The organism is uncultured Draconibacterium sp. (genome assembly GCF_913060805.1).
GTDB lineage: Bacteria > Bacteroidota > Bacteroidia > Bacteroidales > Prolixibacteraceae > Draconibacterium.
The window spans coordinates 1-22,098 of the sequence record NZ_CAJXTC010000009.1 but is presented as its reverse complement, the minus strand read 5'-3'; the positions used below and the strand labels follow the sequence as shown (position 1 = coordinate 22,098).

The 22,098-nt window shown below is 42.2% G+C and carries 18 protein-coding genes; 14 read left to right on the top strand and 4 right to left on the bottom strand.

Annotated elements, in window-relative coordinates:
* The first annotated feature begins 57 nt into the window (after positions 1-57).
* The 4 genes from QZ576_RS07085 (at position 58) to QZ576_RS07070 (ending at position 8,401) form a co-directional block, all read left to right on the top strand.
* Positions 58-3,423, top strand: a complete 3,366-nt coding sequence (locus QZ576_RS07085) for a TonB-dependent receptor (protein ID WP_297095506.1) — start codon at positions 58-60, stop codon at positions 3,421-3,423.
* A 13-nt stretch (positions 3,424-3,436) separates the two neighbouring features.
* Complete coding sequence (locus QZ576_RS07080) at positions 3,437-5,269, top strand: RagB/SusD family nutrient uptake outer membrane protein (protein WP_297095504.1); 1,833 nt, start codon at positions 3,437-3,439, stop codon at positions 5,267-5,269.
* Between the two features lie 82 nt (positions 5,270-5,351).
* Positions 5,352-6,536 (top strand): DUF1343 domain-containing protein, encoded by a 1,185-nt coding sequence (locus QZ576_RS07075; RefSeq protein ID WP_297095502.1) that lies wholly within the window; start codon positions 5,352-5,354, stop codon positions 6,534-6,536.
* 20 nt (positions 6,537-6,556) lie between these two features.
* The gene (locus QZ576_RS07070; protein WP_297095500.1) at positions 6,557-8,401 is read left to right on the top strand and encodes a PQQ-binding-like beta-propeller repeat protein; all 1,845 of its coding nucleotides are present in this window, start codon (positions 6,557-6,559) and stop codon (positions 8,399-8,401) included.
* Between the two features lie 122 nt (positions 8,402-8,523).
* On the opposite strand, the gene QZ576_RS07065 is transcribed toward QZ576_RS07070, so the two are convergent.
* Entirely contained in the window at positions 8,524-9,762 is a 1,239-nt protein-coding gene (locus QZ576_RS07065; RefSeq protein WP_297095498.1) for an alpha/beta hydrolase-fold protein, read from the bottom strand.
* A gap of 240 nt (positions 9,763-10,002) precedes the next feature.
* Here QZ576_RS07065 and QZ576_RS07060 point away from each other — a divergent pair, with 240 nt between their 5' ends.
* The 7 genes from QZ576_RS07060 (at position 10,003) to QZ576_RS07030 (ending at position 15,177) form a co-directional block, all read left to right on the top strand.
* Positions 10,003-10,566, top strand: a complete 564-nt coding sequence (locus tag QZ576_RS07060; RefSeq protein WP_297095496.1) for a Crp/Fnr family transcriptional regulator — start codon at positions 10,003-10,005, stop codon at positions 10,564-10,566.
* A gap of 251 nt (positions 10,567-10,817) precedes the next feature.
* On the top strand, positions 10,818-11,423 hold the full coding sequence (locus QZ576_RS07055; RefSeq protein WP_297095494.1) for an NAD(P)H-dependent oxidoreductase: 606 nt from the start codon (positions 10,818-10,820) through the stop codon (positions 11,421-11,423).
* Positions 11,424-11,475: 52 nt separating this feature from the next.
* A complete protein-coding gene (locus QZ576_RS07050; RefSeq protein WP_297095492.1) occupies positions 11,476-12,150 on the top strand; it encodes a hypothetical protein in 675 nt (224 codons plus the stop codon).
* Between the two features lie 37 nt (positions 12,151-12,187).
* Positions 12,188-13,360, top strand: a complete 1,173-nt coding sequence (locus QZ576_RS07045) for an MFS transporter (protein WP_297095490.1) — start codon at positions 12,188-12,190, stop codon at positions 13,358-13,360.
* A gap of 29 nt (positions 13,361-13,389) precedes the next feature.
* A complete protein-coding gene (locus tag QZ576_RS07040; protein WP_297095488.1) occupies positions 13,390-13,602 on the top strand; it encodes a hypothetical protein in 213 nt (70 codons plus the stop codon).
* Positions 13,603-13,800: 198 nt separating this feature from the next.
* Positions 13,801-14,559, top strand: a complete 759-nt coding sequence (locus QZ576_RS07035; RefSeq protein WP_297095486.1) for a DUF169 domain-containing protein — start codon at positions 13,801-13,803, stop codon at positions 14,557-14,559.
* Between the two features lie 18 nt (positions 14,560-14,577).
* Complete coding sequence (locus QZ576_RS07030; protein WP_297095484.1) at positions 14,578-15,177, top strand: DUF6624 domain-containing protein; 600 nt, start codon at positions 14,578-14,580, stop codon at positions 15,175-15,177.
* Positions 15,178-15,196: 19 nt separating this feature from the next.
* Here QZ576_RS07030 and QZ576_RS07025 read toward each other — a convergent pair whose 3' ends face one another.
* Positions 15,197-15,667 (bottom strand): hypothetical protein, encoded by a 471-nt coding sequence (locus QZ576_RS07025; protein ID WP_297095482.1) that lies wholly within the window; start codon positions 15,665-15,667, stop codon positions 15,197-15,199.
* A gap of 44 nt (positions 15,668-15,711) precedes the next feature.
* Complete coding sequence (locus QZ576_RS07020) at positions 15,712-17,766, bottom strand: helix-turn-helix domain-containing protein (protein ID WP_297095480.1); 2,055 nt, start codon at positions 17,764-17,766, stop codon at positions 15,712-15,714.
* Positions 17,767-17,978: 212 nt separating this feature from the next.
* Between QZ576_RS07020 and QZ576_RS07015 the strand changes: the two genes are divergently transcribed.
* The 3 genes from QZ576_RS07015 to QZ576_RS07005 all read left to right on the top strand — a co-directional run bounded on the left by QZ576_RS07015 (position 17,979) and on the right by QZ576_RS07005 (position 20,965).
* The gene (locus QZ576_RS07015) at positions 17,979-18,578 is read left to right on the top strand and encodes an ankyrin repeat domain-containing protein (RefSeq protein ID WP_297095478.1); all 600 of its coding nucleotides are present in this window, start codon (positions 17,979-17,981) and stop codon (positions 18,576-18,578) included.
* A gap of 217 nt (positions 18,579-18,795) precedes the next feature.
* The gene (locus QZ576_RS07010) at positions 18,796-19,884 is read left to right on the top strand and encodes an acyltransferase family protein (protein ID WP_297095476.1); all 1,089 of its coding nucleotides are present in this window, start codon (positions 18,796-18,798) and stop codon (positions 19,882-19,884) included.
* Positions 19,885-20,008: 124 nt separating this feature from the next.
* Positions 20,009-20,965, top strand: coding sequence for a serine hydrolase (locus QZ576_RS07005; protein WP_297095474.1), 957 nt, complete (start codon positions 20,009-20,011; stop codon positions 20,963-20,965).
* An 18-nt stretch (positions 20,966-20,983) separates the two neighbouring features.
* On the opposite strand, the gene ppgK is transcribed toward QZ576_RS07005, so the two are convergent.
* Entirely contained in the window at positions 20,984-21,718 is a 735-nt protein-coding gene (gene ppgK / locus QZ576_RS07000) for a polyphosphate--glucose phosphotransferase (protein WP_297095471.1), read from the bottom strand.
* Positions 21,719-22,098: the final 380 nt, after the last annotated feature.

The window sequence follows — 22,098 nt, the reverse complement described above, 5'->3', positions numbered from 1 at the left end:
ATGTAAAAATTATGAAGACAAACATTAATTTAATTTAAATTCAAATCCTTATCTATCATGAAGAAAGGCTTATTATTTATTCTTTTTCTGTGCATGGGCATTATGGTTTTTGCGCAGAAACGTCAAATTTCCGGAGTAATTCGGGAAGAGTCGACAAACGAACCACTACCTGGTGTGTCGGTCCTTGAAAAAGGCACCACCAATGGTGTTGTTACTAATATTGACGGACAGTACCAACTTTCCGTTAGTGAGAACGCCACCATAAAAGTTAGTTTTATTGGTATGGAACCACAAGAGGTTGTTGTTGGTGATGCAACTACCTACAATTTCGCGCTAAAACCTTCGTCGGAAGAACTTGACGAGGTTGTTGTTGTGGGTTACGGAATCCAGAAAAAAGCCAACTTAACAGGTGCCGTTGCATCGGTCGACACTAAAGAACTGGAAGCAAGACCAATTCCCGACGTAGGTCGTGGTTTGCAAGGTCTTACCCCGGGTTTGAACGTTGTTGTACCAAGTGGTGAAGTTGGCTCCGACCCGATTTTAAAAATTCGTGGTCAGCTGGCATCTTTCGAAGGTGGTACCGCTCCTCTTATCTTGCTCGACAACGTTGAGATCCCTTCTATCCAGCTGGTTAACCCCGACGACATTGCTTCTATTTCTGTTCTGAAAGATGCTGCGTCAGCATCGATTTACGGAGCAAAAGGTGCTTTTGGAGTAATCCTTATTACCACTAAAAAAGGAGCTTCAACCGAAAGCGTAAATATCTCTTATTCTGCCAACCTTTCGTTCCAGAACATTTCGAAAAAAATTGAAATGGGTGGAGTTGAAGCGTTGGAGTATTCAATTTTGGCAGCCGAAAGAGTTGGTGCAACTGCTACCGGTGCTTTCTGGAAAGTTACCCGCGACAGCTACGAAAGAGCAGCACAGTGGGAAGAACAATGGGGCGATGAAGTAAAACCCGGCGACCCAATGCTTTACGGACGCGACTGGTATGTTGATGCCAACGGTTACAAATTGGGGTTGCGTACGTATGATCCTTATGATTATATGATCGAAGAATGGACTCCAAGTCAGCAACACAACCTTTCGGTTAACGGTAAAACCGGTAAAACCGACTTTAACATTGGTTTTGGTTACCTCGACCAAAATGGTATGATGAAAACAGCCAAAGAAGATGATTTTAAACGTTACAACGGTTCGGTAAAAGTTGGAACTGAAGTGAACAGCTGGTTGAAAGTTCACGGAGGATCGATCTTCTCGAAACGTGTAAAAAGATATCCGTTTGCAACAGCTTCTACCACTGCCGACCCATGGTTGTACCTTTACCGCTGGAGCCCTATTTATCCGTTAACAACTGAAGAGGGAGACCCGATCAGGAGCCCTGTTTCGGAAGTTGCGCAGGCTAACACAGCATTTCAGGAAACCAACTACACCAGCATGAACGGTGGTTTTGTTATTACTCCGGTTGATGACTGGAATATTAACTTCGATTATACGTATGCCAACCAGGAGTACATTAACAAACGCCCGGGAACACGTTACACTGCGCGTAACAGCTGGAGTTCGGCGTTGCCAAAATACGACGAAAGCGGCAGCCGCATTTATGTAAACAATGCCGGCGAGCAAGTGGCTTCAACTGCCGATGGTGCAATGGAAGCTTACGAACTGAACCTGCTTACATACACAGGAGTTGGTGCCAACCCCGACCGCGTTTACCGTTTTGCTCAAAACAAAAAGTGGTCAACAATTAACCTCAACACTACTTACGATCTTACTTTAGACGAAATTCACAAGTTCAATTTTATGGCCGGTATGAACCGCGTAGCTTACGACGTTGCTTCAAACTGGTCGCAAAAAACGGAACTGATCGACTATAACAATCCTCAGTTCGATTTGGCTACCGGGACTCAAACTGCCGGAGGTAGTGAAGCCTGGGAGTCGCAACTTGGATTTTTTGGCCGTATCAACTACAGCCTGAAAGACAAATACTTATTGGAAGCTAACCTGCGTTACGACGGTACTTCTAAATTCCCAACCGATCTTCAGTGGCGTTGGTTCCCATCGTTCTCTGCCGGATGGCGTGTTAGCGAAGAAGACTGGATGCAAGGTTTGCAGCCTGTGCTTAGCTCGTTAAAATTGCGCGGATCGTGGGGTACAATTGGCGACCAGACTGTAAACAATTCACTGTACATCCCAACCATGTCGGGCGGATACAACAACTGGATTATTGGCGGTTCACAACTATATGATTTCGGAACGCCTGCTTCGGTAGCTGCTGCCATTACCTGGCAAGATATTACAACACTCGACTTAGGTTTCGACGCACGTTTTATCGATAACAAACTGGGAGTTTCGTTCGACTGGTACCAGCGCGATACCGAAAACATGATCGTTCCTCAGGAAGGACTTCCAACTACTTACGGAACATCGGCACCAAAAGGCAACTTTGGTTCGTTGCGTACCAACGGATTTGAATTGCAGTTAGACTATAACCACCGTTTCCGCAATGGTTTGGGATTAAATGTTGTTGCTACAGTAGCCGATGCTAAAACCAAAATTACCAAATACGGATCGACACAAGTTGTTGACAGCTGGTATGTAGGAAAAACTTACGGCGAGATCTGGGGTTATGAAACAGACCGTTTGTACCAAGCCGAAGACTTTGTTTACGACAATGGCGAACTGGTTACTGTAACATCAGCTGACGACAGAAACGTTTACCAACTTTCTGATCCGAATGCACCAACACAAGGATACCTGCAATCGGGTAACTTTATGTTTGGCCCCGGCGATGTTAAATATAAAGACCTGAATGGTGACGGAGTTATCAACGATGGAAGCCGTCTTTTGGATGACCATGGTGATTTGAAAAAAATCGGTAACAGCACTCCTCGTTACGAATACAGTTTCAGAATTAATACCGACTATAAAGGTTTCGACTTCTCGGTATTTCTTCAAGGTGTTGGCAAACGCGATGTTTGGGGTAACGGATTCTTTGCTATTCCAGGATTTAACGCATCAGACGGTGCAATGCCAGAAGCAATGGCGACTGATTTCTGGAGAGAAGACCGCACCGATGCCTTCTACCCTCGCCCATACAACATGGCCAATGGTAATAATGCTTTAAACATGGTTAGACAATCACGCTATTTGCTCGACATGTCGTACCTGAGAATTAAAAACATCACGTTTGGTTATACGTTGCCGGCTCAGCTTGTTGAAAAAGCCAGCCTGAGCAGCCTGCGTGTTTATGTATCGCTCGAAAACTTCTTCACTTTCGATAATTTGCGCGACCTGCCAATCGATCCGGAAGAAATTTCAGGTTACTCAATGTGGAACAGCAGCAACTACAACTTAAGTCGCACAGGTATTGGAACACCAACCTTCAAAAGTGCGTCAATTGGTCTTCAGTTAAATTTCTAAAATCGACACAATCATGAAAAAATATAGTTTAATATTAATAACACTGGTCTTACTGGCATTTACCAGCTGCGACGATTTTCTTGACAGACCGTCGCTTACCGAAATGAACGACGAGACCTACTGGACCTCGGAAAACAACCTTCGTTTGTTTGCCAACGGTTTTTACGAAAATTACTTTGTTGGATATAACGCATCGTGGAGTTCGTCGTACACCCCACTTCGCAGTTACTATTTCTCTGATGATTTTACTTCTCGCGGAAAGCAGGGAGGTTTTGAAACACAAGCTCCATCGTCGAGAGCCAGTACTAGTTCTACTCCAAGCATGATGACAACTTATGCCGGACCAAGCTGGAACTTTTCGTGGGTAAGAAAATCGAACCTGTTTTTAGACAGAATTGAAAATATGGATGCCGGAATTCTTACCGAAGATGCACAAAACCACTGGAAAGCGGTTGCCCGTTTTTTCAGAGGTTATGAGTACAGCCGCCTTGTAAGTGTTTTTGGCGATGTTCCTTATTACGGAAGCGTTATTGAAGACACTGAACTGGATATTTTATACAAAGACCGCGACGACCGTACCGAGGTAATGGACAAGGTTTACGAAGACTTTGAATATGTTTTAGCCAACATGAGATTGTCGGATGGCGATGCGCAGTATCTTAACCGTTACACCGCTGCCGGATTTATTTCGCGCTTTATGTTGTTCGAAGGAACCTGGCAAAAATACCACCTGAATAACACGGATAAAGCAAGCAAATATTTACAAATGGCTGTTGATGCAGCAGCAATCGTAATGGAATCGGGTAAATACTCTTTCTCAAGTGATTTCCGCTCGCTTTTCGGATCTCAGGATTTGGCCGGAAATGCCGAAGTTATTATGTACCGTCACTACGATGCAGCACTGGGTGTAACACACACTGTGGCTTCTTACTCAAATACAACTGAAGGTCAGGGTACTGCCCCAAACCTCGCATTGGCAAAGGCATTTATTTGCACCGATGCAAAACCTTACCAGCTTTCGTCGGTTGAAAATGCTGACAAGCTAGATATTCAAAGCATGGTTGCCACCCGCGATCCACGTTTTGAAGCTACTTTCTGGGATACTCCAAAGAAAGAATCGGCTACCTTGTTGTATGCCGATAAATTTATCGACAGAGTTGGTCCAACTTACTATGGTTCGGGCTACCCTCCAATGTATGGTTCAAACACCAACACCAACGATGCTCCGGTAATGCGTTTGGCAGAGGTTGTTTTGAACTGGGTTGAAGCAAAAGCCGAACTGGCAACAATGGGTGGCGCAGCAGTTACACAGTCTGATATTGATGCTTCTATCAATGCAATCCGCCAGCGTCCGTTGGATGATGTTGCCATTGAGAAAGGCATTACACAAACAGCGCCGTTGTTGCTTAGCGCATTGCCCGACGATCCAGCCCGCGACATAGATGTACCTGCATTGATCTGGGAAATCAGACGCGAACGCCGTATGGAATTTGTGTACGAACACTCTCGCCTGCTCGACATCAAACGCTGGAATAAAATCGACTACATGCGTGCTTCTGAAAATCCGGATATCATGCGTGGTTTATGGATTGATTTCCAGGCAGAATTCCCTGAATGGCTGGTTGCCGAAAAAGAAGGCGTTTTAAGAGTTGAAAACGAAAATGGAACAGTTGTTACCTACGATGGTACAAACGCCGCTGAAATGGTGGGTTACTTTGTTCCTGAAAGTATTGCCGAACGTGACGAATTTACCGACCGTGTATATCTTGCTCCTGTAGGAAATGCACAAATCAGTGAATACGCTGACAAAGGCTACACATTGAGTCAAACACCAGGATGGAACTAGAAATATAGCCTGGATTTAATACTTTAGAGGCTGCCATATTTATATCGCAGCCTCTTTTTTTTAATCAATAAAATTATCAGGAATGAAACAGTTTCTTATATCAGGTATCGTTCTTCTTTCGTATATCCTTTTCTCAGGTTGTGGAACCACAACTCAAACTCAGCCAAAAGAGGTAGTTGTTGGTGCCGAGCTCACAGATTCGTATCTCCCCCTCCTCGAAAACAAAAATGTTGGCCTCGTTGTCAATCAAACCTCTGTTATCGATTCGGTTCACCTTATCGATTATCTCTTTAATAAAGGTGTTTCCATAAAAGGAATTTATGCGCCCGAACATGGCTACAAAGGCAACGTTGAACGCGGAAAACACGTTGATGGAACAACTGATCCTGACACCGGAATTCCTGTGTATTCATTGTACGGCCAGTACCGCAAACCTACGCCGGAAATGCTCGAAGGCATCGACGTGATGATCTTTGATATGCAGGATGTTGGCGTTCGGTTCTTTACTTATATCAACACAATGACCCGGGTAATGGAAGCGTCGGCCGAAAATGGGATAAAAGTTATTGTTCTCGATCGCCCAAATCCTCTTGGATACTACGTTGATGGGCCAATGTTAAAACCGGGTTTTGAAAGCGGTGTAGGGTTATACCCTATTCCGGTTATCCACGGAATGACGGTTGGCGAATATGCCCAAATGGTGAATAGCGAAGGCTGGCTAAAGGACGGTATTCAATGCGATTTGGAGGTGGTAAAAATGAAAAATTACACCCACGAAACCAAATACCAGCTTCCGGTACTTCCCTCTCCCAACCTGGCCGATATGAAATCGATTTACCTGTACCCTTCCATCTGTTTGTTCGAAGGTGCCGACGTTAACGAAGGCCGGGGAACCGATACTCCTTTTCAGGTATTCGGAGCGCCCTATTACACACCAAAAGATGTTTCGTATGTGCCTAAGTCGATTCCGGTGCTGGCGCTGCATCCAAAGTTTGAAGGCGAAACGTGTTACGGATACGACTTGTCGGAAACACCAATGTCCGAGCTTCAGAACATAAAACAGCTTGAGATAAAATACGTGATCGATTTTTACAATAAATCGGATGACAAGGAGAATTTTTTCACGCCGTTTTTCGACAAACTGGCAGGATCCGACCAATTACGAAAGCAAATAATTGCAGGAATGAGCGAAGAAGAAATTCGTGAGTCGTGGCAAGCGGATCTCGATAGTTTTAAGCAAATGCGTAAAAAATACTTGTTATATTAACCTCTGAAAACAATTTTACGATGAAGAAAACACTCTTTCTGGCAAGCTTATTTCTTTTGCTAATGCCCTGTGCACAGGCGCAGCAACTGTGCTTTGCCCACATTACCGACACACATGTTGGCGGGGCTACCGGAGCAGAAGATTTATCAATCACGGTAAATGATATCAATAATCAGAGCGATATCGACTTTGTTATTTTATCGGGCGACATTACCGAATTTGGCTCCGATGAAGAATTGAACGAAGCAAAATCGATCATTTCAAAGTTAAATAAACCGTGGTATGTTGTTCCCGGCAATCACGATTCAAAATGGTCGGAAAGCGGTAACAACAGTTTTGTTCGCATTTTCGGCTGCGAGGAATTTTCGTTCGAAGCCGGTGGTTATTTGTTTATCGGAACGGCCAGCGGACCAAACATGCGAATGGCTCCCGGGTTGGTTCCGCACGAACAACTCGTGTATCTCGACTCAGTTTTGCAGAACATGAAAAATCCTGAACAGCCCATTATTTTTGTTAACCATTATCCGCTCGACAGTACACTATCGAACTGGTACAAGATCATCGATCTGCTAAAAACACGTAATATTCAGGCGGATTTACTGGGCCACGGACACACCAACAAATTGTTCGATTTTGAAGGAATTCCGGGTGTAATGAGTCGGTCGAACCTGAGAGCTAAAGACGAAATTGGCGGATACAATATTGTCACCATCAAACAGGATACGATGTTTTACGCCGAACGCACTCCGGGAGTAAAAACGCACGAAGAATGGTGCAAAATACCACTGGTAAATCATCAGTTCAGTGAAAAAGAAAACGACTATCCACGCCCTGACTATTCATTAAACCAGGAGCATCCTGAAATAGAAAAAGTGTGGGAACTGCAGGATGTCAGCGATATCGGAACAGGATTAGCCAGCAAAAACGGAATTACCGTATACGGAAATGCTTCCGGCGCCATTGTTGCTTTGGATGAGAACAGCGGAGAATACCTTTGGCAATTCCAAACAAAAGGGAAAATCTATTCCACACCCGCCATTGCAAAAGACAAGGTAGTATGTGCTTCAACCGATAATAATATCTACTGTTTGGATTTGAAAACCGGCCGGAAAGAATGGAGTTTCGCAACCGGAAAATCGATTGTCGCCTCGCCTGTAATTCACAAAAATTCGGTTTTCATCGGATCATCGGAAGGGATTTTTCGTTCCATCAATTTAAAATCGGGCAAGCTGAATTGGGCGTTCAAAGAAGTGAATAATTTTGTGGAAAGCAAACCACTGGTTTACCAAGGTACGGTTTATTTTGGCTCGTGGGGAAATACCTTTTATGCCCTCAACGCCAAAACCGGGAACCTGGAGTGGAAACGCGAAAAATACAGTAACCGGATGTTATCGCCGGCAGCCGTTTGGCCGGTAGCCGCCAACGGTAAAATATTTATTGTAGCTCCCGATCGATACATGACCGCTCTCGACGCGAAAACCGGAGAAGAAATCTGGCATTCGAAAGAATACACGTGCCGCGAATCGATCGGCATTTCAAACGACGGCAAACTGGTTTACATTAAAAATATGATCGAAGGAAATGTAGATGCTTTTTATACTTCTGCCAACGAACAAAAGCTGGCATGGGAATGTAATGCCGAATTGGATTACGAAATTGCCCCCTCGCCGATTACCGAGGCCGGAAACCTGGTATTTGTGCCTACCACCGAAGGAATTGTGTGCGCCATAAACAAAACAACGCACCAGGTAGCCTGGAAATACAAACTATCAAATGCGCTGGTAAACCACATTCTCCCCATCGATAACCAACGCGTGCTGGTTTCATTACTCGACGGAAAAGTTGTATGCTTAGAATACAATTAAGCTGATTGTGATTTTAAAGTAATTCACAGCTTTTATAAACTTAAAAACGGTAGTTCCGATTAAATTTCAGAACTACCGTTTTTATTTCAGGTAAATCAATACCTCGTATTTTTGATAAAAGTCTATTTAAAAATCTGGCTGGCATAATCCACCAAACAAATACGCCAGTAGCTCCACTCATGCGAATATCCCGGAGTGTCGATATCAACAAAATTGATTTTTTCCTCTTTTAACCAGTCCTTGAATTGGCGGTTGGCTTCAAATAAAAAGTCATCGTTACCAATGGCAATGTAGAACAATTCCAACTCCGAATTTACCGATGAATTTAAATTAGGGAAAACTGTATTTCCCACAGCTTCCAAATTAAGCAATTGCGGACCGCGACCGGGACCATTTGCTCCACCTTCTGATACCGCTCGGGCATTTGGCCACAAAACAAAAGCTCCACTAAAAGAACCAACCCAGGCAAATTTATCGAGGTTATTTAGCGCGGCATAAGTTGTTTGTGCTCCTCCCATCGACAAACCGGCAATGGCGCGGTTGTCACGATCGGTTAACGTACGGTAGTTGCTGTCGATATAAGGAATTACATCGTCGAGAATACTCTGCTCGAATTTACCGGCGCTGCCAAATCCTCTCATTCCTCCTTCGGTTTGCGCCACAGGATAATCAACCCGTGCTGCTGCCTGGTTGGCATTTCCGTTGGTCATTACCACGATCATCGGTTCAGCTTTTCCGGCTGCAATCAGGTTGTCCATAATCTGAACAGCGCGCCCCATGCTCGACCATGCATCTTCGTCGCCACCGGCACCATGCAACAAATAAAAAACCGGGTACTTTTTCGTGCCCTCGTTGTAACCGGCAGGCGTATAAACATACATTCGGCGGGTTAAATCGAGCGTTGGCGATTTATACCACACTTTTTCCAGATCGCCGTGGGCAATTTCTACATCAGCGGCATACATATCCGACTCTTCGCCCGGAATGATAAAAATGCTCATGTATCTCGAACCGTCACGAATAATTTGCTGAGGATTAGTTGGGTCGATCAATCCAACGCCATCAACCGAAAAGGTATAGTTGTACAACTCCGGAGTTAAGTTTGAAACTGTAGCCGACCAAATACCGGCAGTGTCTTTTACCATCGGTACTGATCTGTCGGTAGATTTCCAACTCCCGGAAACCGCTACCGATGATGCATTGGGTGCTCGTAAACGAAAGGTTACACTGGAACCGTTGATTTCGGGAGATACAATTCTCGGGCCGCCTCTGAAATTAGCCCACTCCTGCGCGTTTGCAGTAAAAACAACCATTAACAGGATGAATAAACCTGAAATGCTTTTAGTCAATTGATTTTTCATAATTCTAAATTTGAGTAAGGTTTAGTGTATAGACTATCATTTGGCGAAAAATTTTAATCGGGCCAGTAATTTTTTCATATTTCACTGATTTTAAGAACAATAAAACCACACAAAATCAGAAACCCGGATAATTTCATCAACTGAAAAGAGACAATTAAGATTCTCAAAAAAATAAATAAAAGTCCACGTTGAACTTGCTTTTATGCCCTGTTGTTCTATTTTCGTAAAAAGTAAAAAAGAATGAGTGAATTTATAAATAAGCTGAACTTGATTTCGCCGTTGGCAGATGATGCGATTGTTGAGTTATTGCAGTGTATTCAGACAACGACCTACGAAAAAGGTGAGCTTATTCATACCGAAGGAAAAGTGAACAAAAACCTGTTTTTTGTTGAATCGGGGCTGGTGAAACATTTTTACTACCACGATGGAAATCAGTACGTTTTTCGCTTTTTCGAGGAAAACGATTTCTTTATTGCCACCGATAGTTTTTTTAATGATCTGCCGGCCGGATATTCTACAACAGCACTTGAAAAATCGGTGATCACCCATTTGGAGTATGACGATTTTGAGCGTCTCTGCCAAAAATACCACTCGTTTGAAAGCTTTGCCCGCAAGTTTGTTTCCATTGTTGCCTACACGGCCATATCAAACCTAAAAGGCCTGCTCTACCTAGATGCCACCGCGCGTTACGCCAAGTTTATAAAGGAATACGGGCATCTTCAGCAGCGTATTAGTTTAGGCGATACAGCTGGTTTTCTGGGCATTTCGCAGGTACAGTTGAGCCGTATCCGATCGAAAAAGTAGGATTTTAACATTTGTAAAAAGTTTTCTTCTCCCCCGCAAATATATTTGCATCATAGTCTTTTCAAAATTCGATATCGATTGACAAAAAGACTTTAAAAGTCGATTTGTAGCAAAGCTGAACAATCATGCTTTAAGAGGATTTGTATGCCAAAAAACTGAGGTTACAATCGGCTTTTTTATCGAAGAGAAGTGAATGAGATTAGAGATTAAATAACTGATTTATTGCGACTAACAATTAAAAAAACACAACGATGAGCAAAGTATTGTACATTAAAGCCAACGCCAAACCGGAAGGCGAATCAAGAACCTTTCGTATTTCAGACCGTTTGATTCACAAGTACATGGAAATACATCCGGAAGATGAAATTACCGTGCTTGATTTGTATGAAGAGAATCTACAGTTTTTACCCAAAGGAAAGTTGCAGGAATTGCGCAACGTAACCGGCGAAGAAGGTAGAAACCACCCGATTTTAAAGTATGCGTACCAGTTTCTTGAAGCCGACAAATATATTATTTCGGAGCCGATCTGGAACCTTGGAATTCCTGCTATCCTGAAAGCTTACATCGATTATGTAGCAGTTGGCGGAATTACTTTCACTTACACCGCACACGGCCCTGTGGGAATGTGCAAAAACAAAAAAGCAGTGAATATTATCACCCGTGGTGGCGACTATTCGTCGGAGCCAATGGAGTCGCTTGAAATGGCCGACAAATACCTGCGCAACATTTTCCATTTTATGGGAATTACTGATTTTACTACTGTTGCCGCTGATCGGCTTGATGTAATTACAGAAAACACAGAAGAAATTCTACATACAGCTATTGAAGAAGCAGAAGAACTTGCTTTGGCATTCTAAAAGCGCTTCAAAAGCCTCAAAGTCATGATTTTTAATTTTTAAAGAAAGCATAATGAAAAGAAAAATTTTTAGCCTGTTATTATTTACGTTTGCCGTTTTTACCTCAATCGGGGTTTACGCTCAGCCGGGTGAAGCTCCGGCTCCTAAATCGGCACCTATTCCGTTAGAAATTGTTTTAGGTGGCGATGGATGGGTTTCGCAAATGATTATCGACAAAAAATTTGCGCCCGAAAGTAAGTTTGGATTTTTTGGTCTGTCATATCTGAAAGCCGATTACGACAATGCTGAATTTTTGAGAGAGTCGATCAACCTGGCATTCCTGAAATACGATATTTTTAAAGGAGTGAGCCTAATGTCGGGTGCGATCATGAATTCTCAGTGGGGATTCAGACCTTACGCGGGTGCCCAGTACGGATATCACAGCAGAACGTTTATGGGTGTTGTTAATTCGGGATTTCATCTTACTGAGACAAAAAACTTCGAATCGTTAGCCATTCTTGAGTACCGTCCGCCAATTAAAGGTGCCTGGTCGTTGTACTCACGCGCACAAGGGCTTTATAGCTATAACTCAGAGATTGACGCACACGACAGAAGTCATTTTTACGCTCGACTGGGTGTTAGCTACAAAAACTATTCGTTTGGTGGCGCATACAACTACGACTGCTATGGTCCGCACAAAATTACCAATAACCAGTTTGGTATCTTCCTGGGTGTATTGTTGCAATAGTTTTTTTGAGGAGTATTTACGTCAAATAAATTAAAGAATGGAAAGTACAAAAAACACAAAACTACTTGAGTTAACACTGCTACTGGCAAGCATGCTCACTATTTTGGCAAATGCTATTATAGCGCCTTCGCTGCCATTAATCAGCAGTACTTTTAATGACGTAAATAACGTTGAAATATTAACCAAACTGATGTTAACGCTGCCGGCACTTACCATTGCCATTGTTGCGCCGCTGGCAGGCCGTTTGCTCGATAAAGTCGGACGAATTAAAGTGTTATACATTTCGTTGCTGATTTATTTGCTGGCAGGAACATCGGGATTTTGGTTAGGCAACCTCTTCTCTATTTTGGTTGGTCGTGTGGCATTCGGGCTTGGTGTTGCCGGAATTATGACCGTTTCAACAACATTGATCGGCGACTATTTTACTGGTGCCAAACGCGAACACTTTATGGGACTGCAGGGAGCATTTGTGGCACTTGGAGGTTTGATTTTTATCACCGCCGCAGGTGTTTTAACGGATATCAACTGGCGACTGGCATTTTTAATTTACGGTTTTTCGGCCATTGTTATGGTGCTGGTTCCTTTTTCTCTGCACGAGCCTAAAATGGCGCACCACGAAACAAAAGCTCAAACGCAAAACAGGGTTGCAGTTCCGCCCGTTGTTTGGCTGGTTTTTATAAGTGCTTTTATCACAACGGTTAGTTTTTATATGATTCCCGTTCAGTTGCCTTTCTTCCTGCAAAAACTGGAAGGTATTAACGGCAATAAAATGGGGCTGGCACTGGGAAGTATGCCTTTTGCGCAGGCAATAGCTTCGTATTTTTACAAACAAGTAAAAAGGAAACTCGATTTTGTAACCATTTACAGCCTGGGATTTGTTCCAATGGCAATTGGTTTTCTGGTGATCGGTTTTAGCCACACCTACCTGCAAACCGTTGCCGGAGTTTTACTCATCGGGCTTGGCGTAGGAACCCTGATTCCGAACGGTAACTTATGGATGATCAACCTGGTTCCGGTTCAGGTGCGCGGAAAATATGTTGGCTTTTTAACTACAGCCACCTTTTTAGGCATGTTTATCTCTCCAATTATTATTCAACCCATCCAGAATTTAGTAGGAATAAATTCAAGCTTTGTTGTGCTTGGTGTGGCACTGGCCGTTCTGTCGGTATTGTATTTTTTCATCCGAAAAAGCGTGGCAGCGTCAAATTAAAAAATCATAAAACGTAAAATAAGAGAATTATGAAAAACTTTATAAAACAAGGACTTATTGGTGGAATTATGGGATTTATAATGAGTTTTATTATGAACTACCTGATGACCCCACTACCCGAAACTTTAATGGATCACGCCATGGGACATGGAATTAGTGGCGCCATAAGCGGATTTATGGGAGGTTTTATGGGAATTGTAGGTTATTTAATGCTGCAAAAAAAGAAAAAGGCTCAAAGCTAAATTTACATTTACTACATATCTACAAAAATTCCATTTAGTGGTTGCTCACTAAATATTATTATTTTGGTTAATGGATTTCATCAGTTAAAAGATGGAATCCATTTTTGTTTTCTACAATTTCGTTAGATTTAAAGTCCTAAAATTTTAGCAGCTTTACACAAACCTGAAAGACTGAATTACAAACAAAAAACCTGATATATGAATAGCGAACTAATTAAAGCACTGAAACTTAAAATGCAACCGGTGGCAGTTGTGCTTACCGACGATAAACCGGAAGCCGGACTACACTTTAAAGAAGGAAATATACGCGGATGTGTTGCTTCTATGTTGGTTTCGTCGAGCAAGAAAAACCGCATAGCCTATTTTGATCGTAAAACTTTTGGATGCCCGGGCGGTGGTGTTGGCCTTGGATTTGGCGACTGTTATGGCAAATTTCCCATAGAATGTCTCCTTTCAACCGGCAATAAAGAAATGGCTGCTCAAATGGGCCCGGCGGGAGATTTTATGCGAGATGGAGAACGTTTTTACAAAAGCCCGGAAGAGGCACGAAAATGGGTGGATTCGCTACCAATGACCGATGTGCCTGCCGAATATGTGGTGTTTAAACCCTGGGAAATGCTTACAGAAAATGATAAACCCGAATTGCTGGTATTTTTTGCCAATGCCGATCAGTTATCAGCACTGGTGGTAATGGCCGATTTTAACCGTGGAACCAACCAAAGTGTAACAGCGCCTTTTGGTGCAGCATGTCAACCCATTCTTTATGCTTTTGATGAAGCTAAAAAGGAAAATCCAAAGGGTGTAATTGGCTTTTTCGATATCTCAAAACGTTCGGTTGTAGACAGGGAAATATTGTCGTTCACCGTTCCATTCAAACTGTATCAGGAAATGGAAAGTAATGTTGAGGAAAGTTTTCTGCGGATGCACGTTTGGGAAAAGTTACAGGAACGCCAGTAACTCTCTGGTGGCAAAAGCATGGATTATAAAAGCATTGCAAATAAAATAATCGAGCTAAAAAATGCGGATTTGGAATTTCGGCAGCAACTTGTTGAAACCGGGCAACTTGGCAAAGGTTATAACGAGCAAATGGAAGATCTGCATATTAGCAATGCCCAGCAATTAGATGAAATAATCGACACAATTGGTTATCCAACCATCGATAAAGTTGGCAAAGAAGCATGCGAAGCCAGCTGGTTAATCATCCAACATTCTATCAGTCGGCCTGAGTTTATGAAGCAGTGCATGCAACTACTGGAAACAGCTGTAACAGAAAAGCAAGCAAACCCAAAAGATTTGGCCTACCTAACGGACAGAATTGCTGTATTCGAAGAAAAACCGCAATTGTACGGAACGCAATTCGACTGGGATGAAAACGGTGAATTAAGTCCAAATCCTTTTGACGATCTAACACTGGTAAACGAAAGAAGAAAATCAGTCGGATTAAATACACTGGAAGAACAAACCGAAAAAATCAGGGAACAAGCTCGAAATGAAAATCATCAACCGCCGCCCGATTTTGAAAAAAGGCAACAGGAACTGAAGGAGTGGAAAATAAAGGTTGGTTGGATAAAATAAACCGTTTCAAAGATTAAAATTAAACGTTACTACCCTCTTCCACGACCAGTCGATCAAATCCCAAATGGTGCATCACTTCACGAATTATTAGCAAATATGCAGCAAACTGATTACTGTCGGGAAGAACATCCTGACTGGCCGGTAGTCCATTTACAATTTCGGATAGGCGGTAAAAAACATTCTCCAGTTCAATTACCGGCACGTTGATCTGTTGCTCTTCTTTGGCAGTATTAAAAGCCAGTTGTGCAATTTCAATGGCCATTGAGTCGCTGGAGTATAAGTCAGTTTCGGCATCGAACAAATGCTGTATTGGAGCAAGTGTTTCTTCGGTAAAGTTTATCGCATGGTCAATTTCATCGTTTGTTGGTGGAAATTCGCTAAAAAAACGGTCGGCAATTAATTGCTCACCCAGCGTTAAAATTGTTTCGGGCTGTTTCTCTTCAGCAGATTTCAAATGGGTAGTATTTCCGGCAATTGTTAATTGAATCATCTTTGTTAAATCTTGCTTGTTTTCATTCGGTTTTAACAGGCGGGCTATATCAATCCTTTCTCCTCCAAGAGCTTTTTCAAAACATCATGTTGTCGCCAAAACCGATCTTTAATTTTTTGTTGCGTTTTCCGGTATTCCGGATTGTTTTCCAAAGGTTTCAAAATCGGATCGATACCCTGAAAAACTAAAATCCAATATTGATAATTATCCTGAGTTGCGAAGATTTTCAGCTGCTCTATCGCTTCATCGTATTTCCCTTCATAAGCATACATTACAGCCATACTCGCACTTTTATAAATCGATTGGTCGTTATTGCAATACGCCTTATAACTATCGAAAAACCTAGCGGCCTGCTCCTGCAAACCCATTTTTTGATATACCCAGGCAATTTTCACATCCTCCTGCGGGTAAATATCCAGTCCGTATTTATCGCGGGCTTCAACAAATTTTTGGAAATAGTAGAACGCACTGTCATAATCTTCCTGGAAATAATAAACTTTTGCCACATCCTGCAAAAGATCCAGGCGGGTAGTATCCTTGCGCCACTCCTTAAGCATTAATTTTTTTATCTGTTCTGCATCGCCGTTTTTAGCATACAAAATATAAGCTTTCACCATCGGCGAATAATAATTCTCAGGATTGAAATCCAGCGATTTATCGATATAAGTAGCCGCTTCATCAATAAAACCATTTTGAATGAGCGCATTACTCAGGTGCAAATAGATGAAACTTTTGCCGATAGAATCGTTCGCTGCAATATCGAGCTGAATACCTTTTAACGCATACTCCAAATATTTCGCAGTGTTCGGAATTACACGGGCGTATAAATCGGCGAGCATCTGCACCACCGCCGACGAGTTGGGGTTGTATTCCAGCGCCTTTTCTAAATGAGGCAAAGCCAGATTGTACTCCTCCATTTGGATGTAATACAGCGCCTTGGCAATCAGACTTTCGGCAGAGCGCGAATCGTAAAGCAGCGCTTTATCTGCAAAATTATTGATTCGCTCGGTGTATTGTTTTTCCTTTTGGTTGACATCGAGAAAGTAATACGCGATAGCCACATTGGCGTAAGCCAACGCAAACTGATCGTCCTCTTCTATCGCTTTCTCAAACAAGGAAATCGCTTTCTCTAAATTCTCCTGCGTTCGGTTATAATACAAATTAAGCGCCTGAAGATAATAGTCGTAAGCCTCCAGATTTTCTGTCGGTATTTTCTCAATCTGTTTTAACTCAGCAGGCGTAACAACCGCTTCAATTGCACTGGCAATTTTTCGGGCCACTTCATTCTGAAGCGCAAATACATCATCCACTTCGCGGCTGTATTGTTCGCCCCAAATCGGCCGGTCAGTAGCCGCTTCAATCAACTGAATATTAAGCAAAACCTGGTTGCCAAAACGTTGTCCACTCCCCTCCACCAGATAATTCACATTCAGCTCTTCAGCAATTTCCGGAATGCCTAAATCCGTATCGCGATATTTTGCCACTGAAGTTCGGCTAACAACACGCAGATCACTAATTTTCTGCAGGTTGTTCAAGGTCGATTCCATGAGTCCGTTTACAAAATACAGGTTCAGCGAATCACTGCTTTCGTTTACAAAGGGCAACACAGCAATCGATTTCTCTAACTCAACCGGAGTTTCCTTTTCCCTACTGAGAAGTAAAACGGACAGCACAATTACGATAATAGCCATCGCCTCGAATACCAGCCATTTGTATTTTTTGAAAACGTTTTCCTTTTCCGCAACTTCCTCTTCCGGCATTACTCCTTTCCGCACTTCGCCCGGAGAATAACCATATTGTTCGCGAAAACATTTTATAAAATACGAGGTGTTTCCAAAACCTACCTGGTATGAAATCTCGGCAACCGTTAGCGAGGTCTGCTTCAACATTTCCATGCCTTTTGTAACACGCACCTGACGAATAAACTGACTTGCCGAAAGCTGTGTATGTGTTTTTATTTTTCGGAGCAAACTTGAACGACTCATATTCATGAGATCGGCCAACTCGGAAACGCCAAATTGCTCATTCGCGATATTCTCCAGAATGATCGCTTCCGCTTTTTCGATAAAATCTGCTCCAAAAATTGATGTGTCTGACATGCTAATTCTTAATAAAACGAAAGTAGGAAAATTTACCAAAATGCAGGCCTAAAAAAGCCCACTTGCTTCAAATGTGGCATTATTGCATCATAATTTTCATACCCGATTCAAACTTAACACTTATCGCTGCATATGGTTTAAATCAAGCGTTTACGAAACCCTCATCTTTGTACAAACAATTTTCAAAAACAAAAACATTAAAATTTAGAATTATGAAAACATTAAAAAGAAATTCGTTTAAAGTAGTAGTAAATTTTGCACTTATTCTCCTGGTATTATTAGCCGCGTGTTCTAATTCAGGCAGTAATAAAAGTGTTAGTTCGGAAAATGCTGCCAAAGTAAAATCGAGCGTTGAAAAACCAAATGTTGATTTGCACACCGCAATTATGTCGGGTAACCTCGAAGCCGTAAAACAACACATTGAAGCCGGGACAGATATTAATAAGAAAGAACAGATGAGTGGATCAACGCCGCTAATTGCAGCTGTATCGTTTAATAAAACAGCAATTGCCAAAGCGCTTATTGATGCCGGTGCCGATCTGAACCTGAAAAACAACGACGGATCGACTGCCTTACATTCAGCAGCATTCTTTTGCCACCTTGAAATTGTGCAAATGCTTATTGACGCAAAAGCTGACAAAACCTTAAAAAACAATTACGGCGCAACTGCCCGCGAATCAGTTTTGGCTCCGTTTGCCGATATGAAACCCATTTACCAAATGATGCAGCAACAACTTGAGCCACTTGGTATTAAAATCGATCTGGCAGAAGTGGAAAAGAACCGCCCTGTAGTTGCCATGATGTTGCAGTAGGCGAAATAATGTTATAATCTGTACGGTATCAAATCATTACCCCTTCGCCTGTCGGCACTTCCCCTAAAAAAGGGGAAGCAGTTTAAATCAGGCATTAAGATAAAATTTTAAAACGCCTGAAATATTCGCCTAAAGCGTTCTCCCCTTGTTAAGGGGAGATGTCGGAAGACAGAGGGGTAAAGAAACATCCCAAATCATCCATTAAAACAAAAAGAAAATGAAAACAGAAAGAAGATACGATATTGATTGGTTGCGCGTGTTGGCAATTGGCTTATTACTGATCTACCATATTGCCATTGTTTTTCAACCGTGGGCCATGTTTGTTGGCTTTATTAAAAGCAACGAAAGCCTTGAAACTTTATGGAAACCCATGACATTGCTGAACGTTTGGCGCATTCCGCTTTTGTTCTACGTATCGGGAATGGGTTTATATTTTGCCATGCGAAAACGCAACTATGCACAATTACTTACCGAACGTACACGCCGGATTCTGATCCCGCTGATTTTTGGGGCGCTGGCCATTGCCCCACTGCATTTCATCATTTTTCAGAAATTCTACAATTTGCCTTTAGGTTATTATCCGCATGTGGGACATTTGTGGTTCCTCGGAAACATCTTTATTTATGTGTTGGTATTAACTCCGCTGTTCTTTTTCCTGATGAAAAACAGTGAAGGTAAATTCAGAAAAGCACTGTCTGTTTTTATGAAAAATCCGTTTGGACCTTTGGCATTATCAGTATTTTTTGTTGCAGAGGCGCTGTTGGTGAAACCTCAAATATTTTCGGTGTACGCCGAAACATGGCACGGCTTTTTCTTGGGTTTGCTGGCTTTCTTCTTTGGTTTTCTGTTTGTGTACAGCGGACAACAATTTTGGCAAACCGTATCGAAATGGAAATGGTTGTACTTTGGCTTAGCCGTGGTTTTATACGTCATTCGCCTACAGTTATTCGAAACCAATTCGCCGGCTTTTCTTATGGCCATCGAGTCAAACTGCTGGATATTTGGCATCTTCGGGCTGGGCTACCAATACCTCAACAAACCAAGCGCGGCACTTAGTTATTTAAGCCAGGCTGCTTATCCTATTTACATAATTCATATGTTTGCGTTATATGCAGGTTCACTGCTGATTTTACCAACGCAGCTACCGCCAATGGCTAAATTTGTTGCAGTATGCGCATTTACTTTTGTCACCTGCTACGGTATCTATGAATTTATGATAAGACGGATTGGTTTTTTACGACCACTGTTTGGATTAAAACCAAAAGTCAACAAATTAGAAAAGAAACTGTTACAGGAAGCTGTATAAGATACTTCAATCAGAATATATTACTAAGATGAAAAAGAAACACACAATACTAATTATCAGAATAATGCTATTGACAGGAACCGCCATATCACTATTTTTTGTTCCATGGCTATTACTCAGAATCATGCTAACTCCACTACCTGATACAGTTCAGGAGCAACTCGATAAAAGCATAAAATACGGACTGGATGGAATAATAGTTTACGTTGACGAAGCCGGAAAAGAACCTGCTTTTTATGCTGCCGGCTATAAAAACCGGGAAAACAAAATACCGGCCGATCCGCATTCATTATTCAAAATTGCCAGTATCAGTAAACTCTACGATGCGGTTGCTATTACCAAACTGGTTAGCGACGGACGTTTGTCGCTGGATAAAACACTAGCCGATTACTTCCCCGAATTGCTGGGAAGAATTGAAAATGCCGATAAAATTACCCTCAGAATGATGGTGCAGCACCGCAGTGGAATTCCAAATTTAACCGACACGCCAAACTTTTGGGCAGAACCACCGTCTAGCAGCAAGGAAGCGCTTGAGCGCGTGTTAGATTTACCGGCCGATTTTGCCCCCGATGCAAAGTACAGATACTCGAACACCAACTATTTGTTGATTTCGATGCTGATTGAAAAAGTAACAGGAGCAGATGTCTTTCAAACCATTAAAAAAGAAATTCTGGATCCGCTCGGCCTTAAAAACACTTTTGGTGGGGTAACCGAGGAAAATATCGACGATGTAATGAGTGGTTATTACGTTGGAATAGAAGAAGACATTAAAGCCGGTGATTACGGAACCAAACTGACTTCGATGGTTGCCAGCGCTGAAGATGTTGGCATTTTTCTGCGGGCATTAAATGATGGTTCAGTGTTTAACGATGGCGAACAGGAAATATATTCCTCTATATACGTATACGAGCATACCGGATTAATGCCGGGTTATATGAGCATTGCCAAATACCACAAAGACATCGATACTGTTGTTGTTCAATTTGTAAATACCACCGATTTCCAGGGACTACACTGGAGTACAATGGAAATTGTTTACCGGCGCGTCGTGAAAATTGTGAAGAAACATCACAACGACTAACAAGGAATACTTAACACATTACTTATAAACCATATTTAAAGCAGCGCCGATAATTCCGGCGTTGTTTTGCATTTCGGCAGGTACTACGGGCGTATCCACCTTGATACAATCCTCAAACCGGTCCATTTTTTTACTTACGCCGCCACCAATGATAAACAGGTTCGGATTAAACATCTTATCGTAATAATCCAGAGCTTTGTTAAAACGTGTTCCCCACTCTTCCCACGACAAGTCTTTTCTTTTTCGTACCGAATCAGCTGAGTAACGTTCAATCGTTTTGCCTTTAAATTCAAGGTGTCCCAGCTCAAGGTTTGGAACCAGGTGTTTGTCGACAAAAATCACAGTGCCAATTCCGGTGCCAACAGTAAGTAAAAACACCATACCTTTTTCTTTAGCACCGGCACCAAAATGGATCTCGGCAATTCCGGCGGCATCGGCGTCGTTTACACATTCAACTTCGCAGCCTGTTTTATCTGATAGTTTTTTGTTGACTTCCTGCCCGATCCAACTGTCATCGATATTTGCAGCAGTCAGCATCACGCCGTTTTTCACAACAGCCGGAACACCAACACCAACTTTACCTTTCCAGTTAAAATGATCGGTAAGTTGAGCCATAACTTCTGCCACAGCATCAGGAGTTGCCGGTTGCGGTGTTTCAATACGGTGTCGTTCCGTAACTAACTCACCTGTTTTAGTATCTACAATTGCTCCTTTAATTCCCGAGCCGCCAAAATCAATTCCAAGTACTTCCATTTTTATTGTTTTTGATCCCCTAATTTATAATAATGATTTCGTTCAGTTGCAATGATTTTTAATTTAGCTTGAATCAGACCTCATTTCCGCAAGAAAATAATGTGTCACGCAGATCTCGCAGATTTACGCAGAAAACAAACGGGTGAAAGAAAATCCGCGTTATCAGCGTGAAATAACAAAACCTTGTGTTTTTGGATTAGTAAACACCTACTCACAAAATACATTCATGATTCACGAGAATTACCAACAGGGATGAAAGTAAAACAAACTTTCAGCTAACTCTCACTCACTCCCTCTCTACTTGTACCTTAGATTTGCGAAGATATTTTTTGATGGAATGGAAAGGATTAATTTTGAGTATAAACCAAGATATTAAAAAG

Excerpts from the sequence above, each read along its gene's own strand:
- QZ576_RS07055 (WP_297095494.1), top strand. The coding sequence starts at position 10,818 with ATGAGCAAAGTATTGTACATTAAAGCCAACGCCAAACCGGAAGGCGAA.
- QZ576_RS07020 (WP_297095480.1), bottom strand. The coding sequence starts at position 17,766 with ATGTCAGACACATCAATTTTTGGAGCAGATTTTATCGAAAAAGCGGAA.
- ppgK (WP_297095471.1), bottom strand. The coding sequence starts at position 21,718 with ATGGAAGTACTTGGAATTGATTTTGGCGGCTCGGGAATTAAAGGAGCA.
- QZ576_RS07040 (WP_297095488.1), top strand. The coding sequence starts at position 13,390 with ATGAAAAACTTTATAAAACAAGGACTTATTGGTGGAATTATGGGATTT.
- QZ576_RS07065 (WP_297095498.1), bottom strand. The coding sequence starts at position 9,762 with ATGAAAAATCAATTGACTAAAAGCATTTCAGGTTTATTCATCCTGTTA.
- QZ576_RS07015 (WP_297095478.1), top strand. The coding sequence starts at position 17,979 with ATGAAAACATTAAAAAGAAATTCGTTTAAAGTAGTAGTAAATTTTGCA.
- QZ576_RS07045 (WP_297095490.1), top strand. The coding sequence starts at position 12,188 with ATGGAAAGTACAAAAAACACAAAACTACTTGAGTTAACACTGCTACTG.
- QZ576_RS07070 (WP_297095500.1), top strand. The coding sequence starts at position 6,557 with ATGAAGAAAACACTCTTTCTGGCAAGCTTATTTCTTTTGCTAATGCCC.
- QZ576_RS07025 (WP_297095482.1), bottom strand. The coding sequence starts at position 15,667 with ATGATTCAATTAACAATTGCCGGAAATACTACCCATTTGAAATCTGCT.
- QZ576_RS07035 (WP_297095486.1), top strand. The coding sequence starts at position 13,801 with ATGAATAGCGAACTAATTAAAGCACTGAAACTTAAAATGCAACCGGTG.
- QZ576_RS07010 (WP_297095476.1), top strand. The coding sequence starts at position 18,796 with ATGAAAACAGAAAGAAGATACGATATTGATTGGTTGCGCGTGTTGGCA.
- QZ576_RS07085 (WP_297095506.1), top strand. The coding sequence starts at position 58 with ATGAAGAAAGGCTTATTATTTATTCTTTTTCTGTGCATGGGCATTATG.
- QZ576_RS07005 (WP_297095474.1), top strand. The coding sequence starts at position 20,009 with ATGCTAACTCCACTACCTGATACAGTTCAGGAGCAACTCGATAAAAGC.
- QZ576_RS07080 (WP_297095504.1), top strand. The coding sequence starts at position 3,437 with ATGAAAAAATATAGTTTAATATTAATAACACTGGTCTTACTGGCATTT.
- QZ576_RS07075 (WP_297095502.1), top strand. The coding sequence starts at position 5,352 with ATGAAACAGTTTCTTATATCAGGTATCGTTCTTCTTTCGTATATCCTT.
- QZ576_RS07050 (WP_297095492.1), top strand. The coding sequence starts at position 11,476 with ATGAAAAGAAAAATTTTTAGCCTGTTATTATTTACGTTTGCCGTTTTT.
- QZ576_RS07060 (WP_297095496.1), top strand. The coding sequence starts at position 10,003 with ATGAGTGAATTTATAAATAAGCTGAACTTGATTTCGCCGTTGGCAGAT.
- QZ576_RS07030 (WP_297095484.1), top strand. The coding sequence starts at position 14,578 with ATGGATTATAAAAGCATTGCAAATAAAATAATCGAGCTAAAAAATGCG.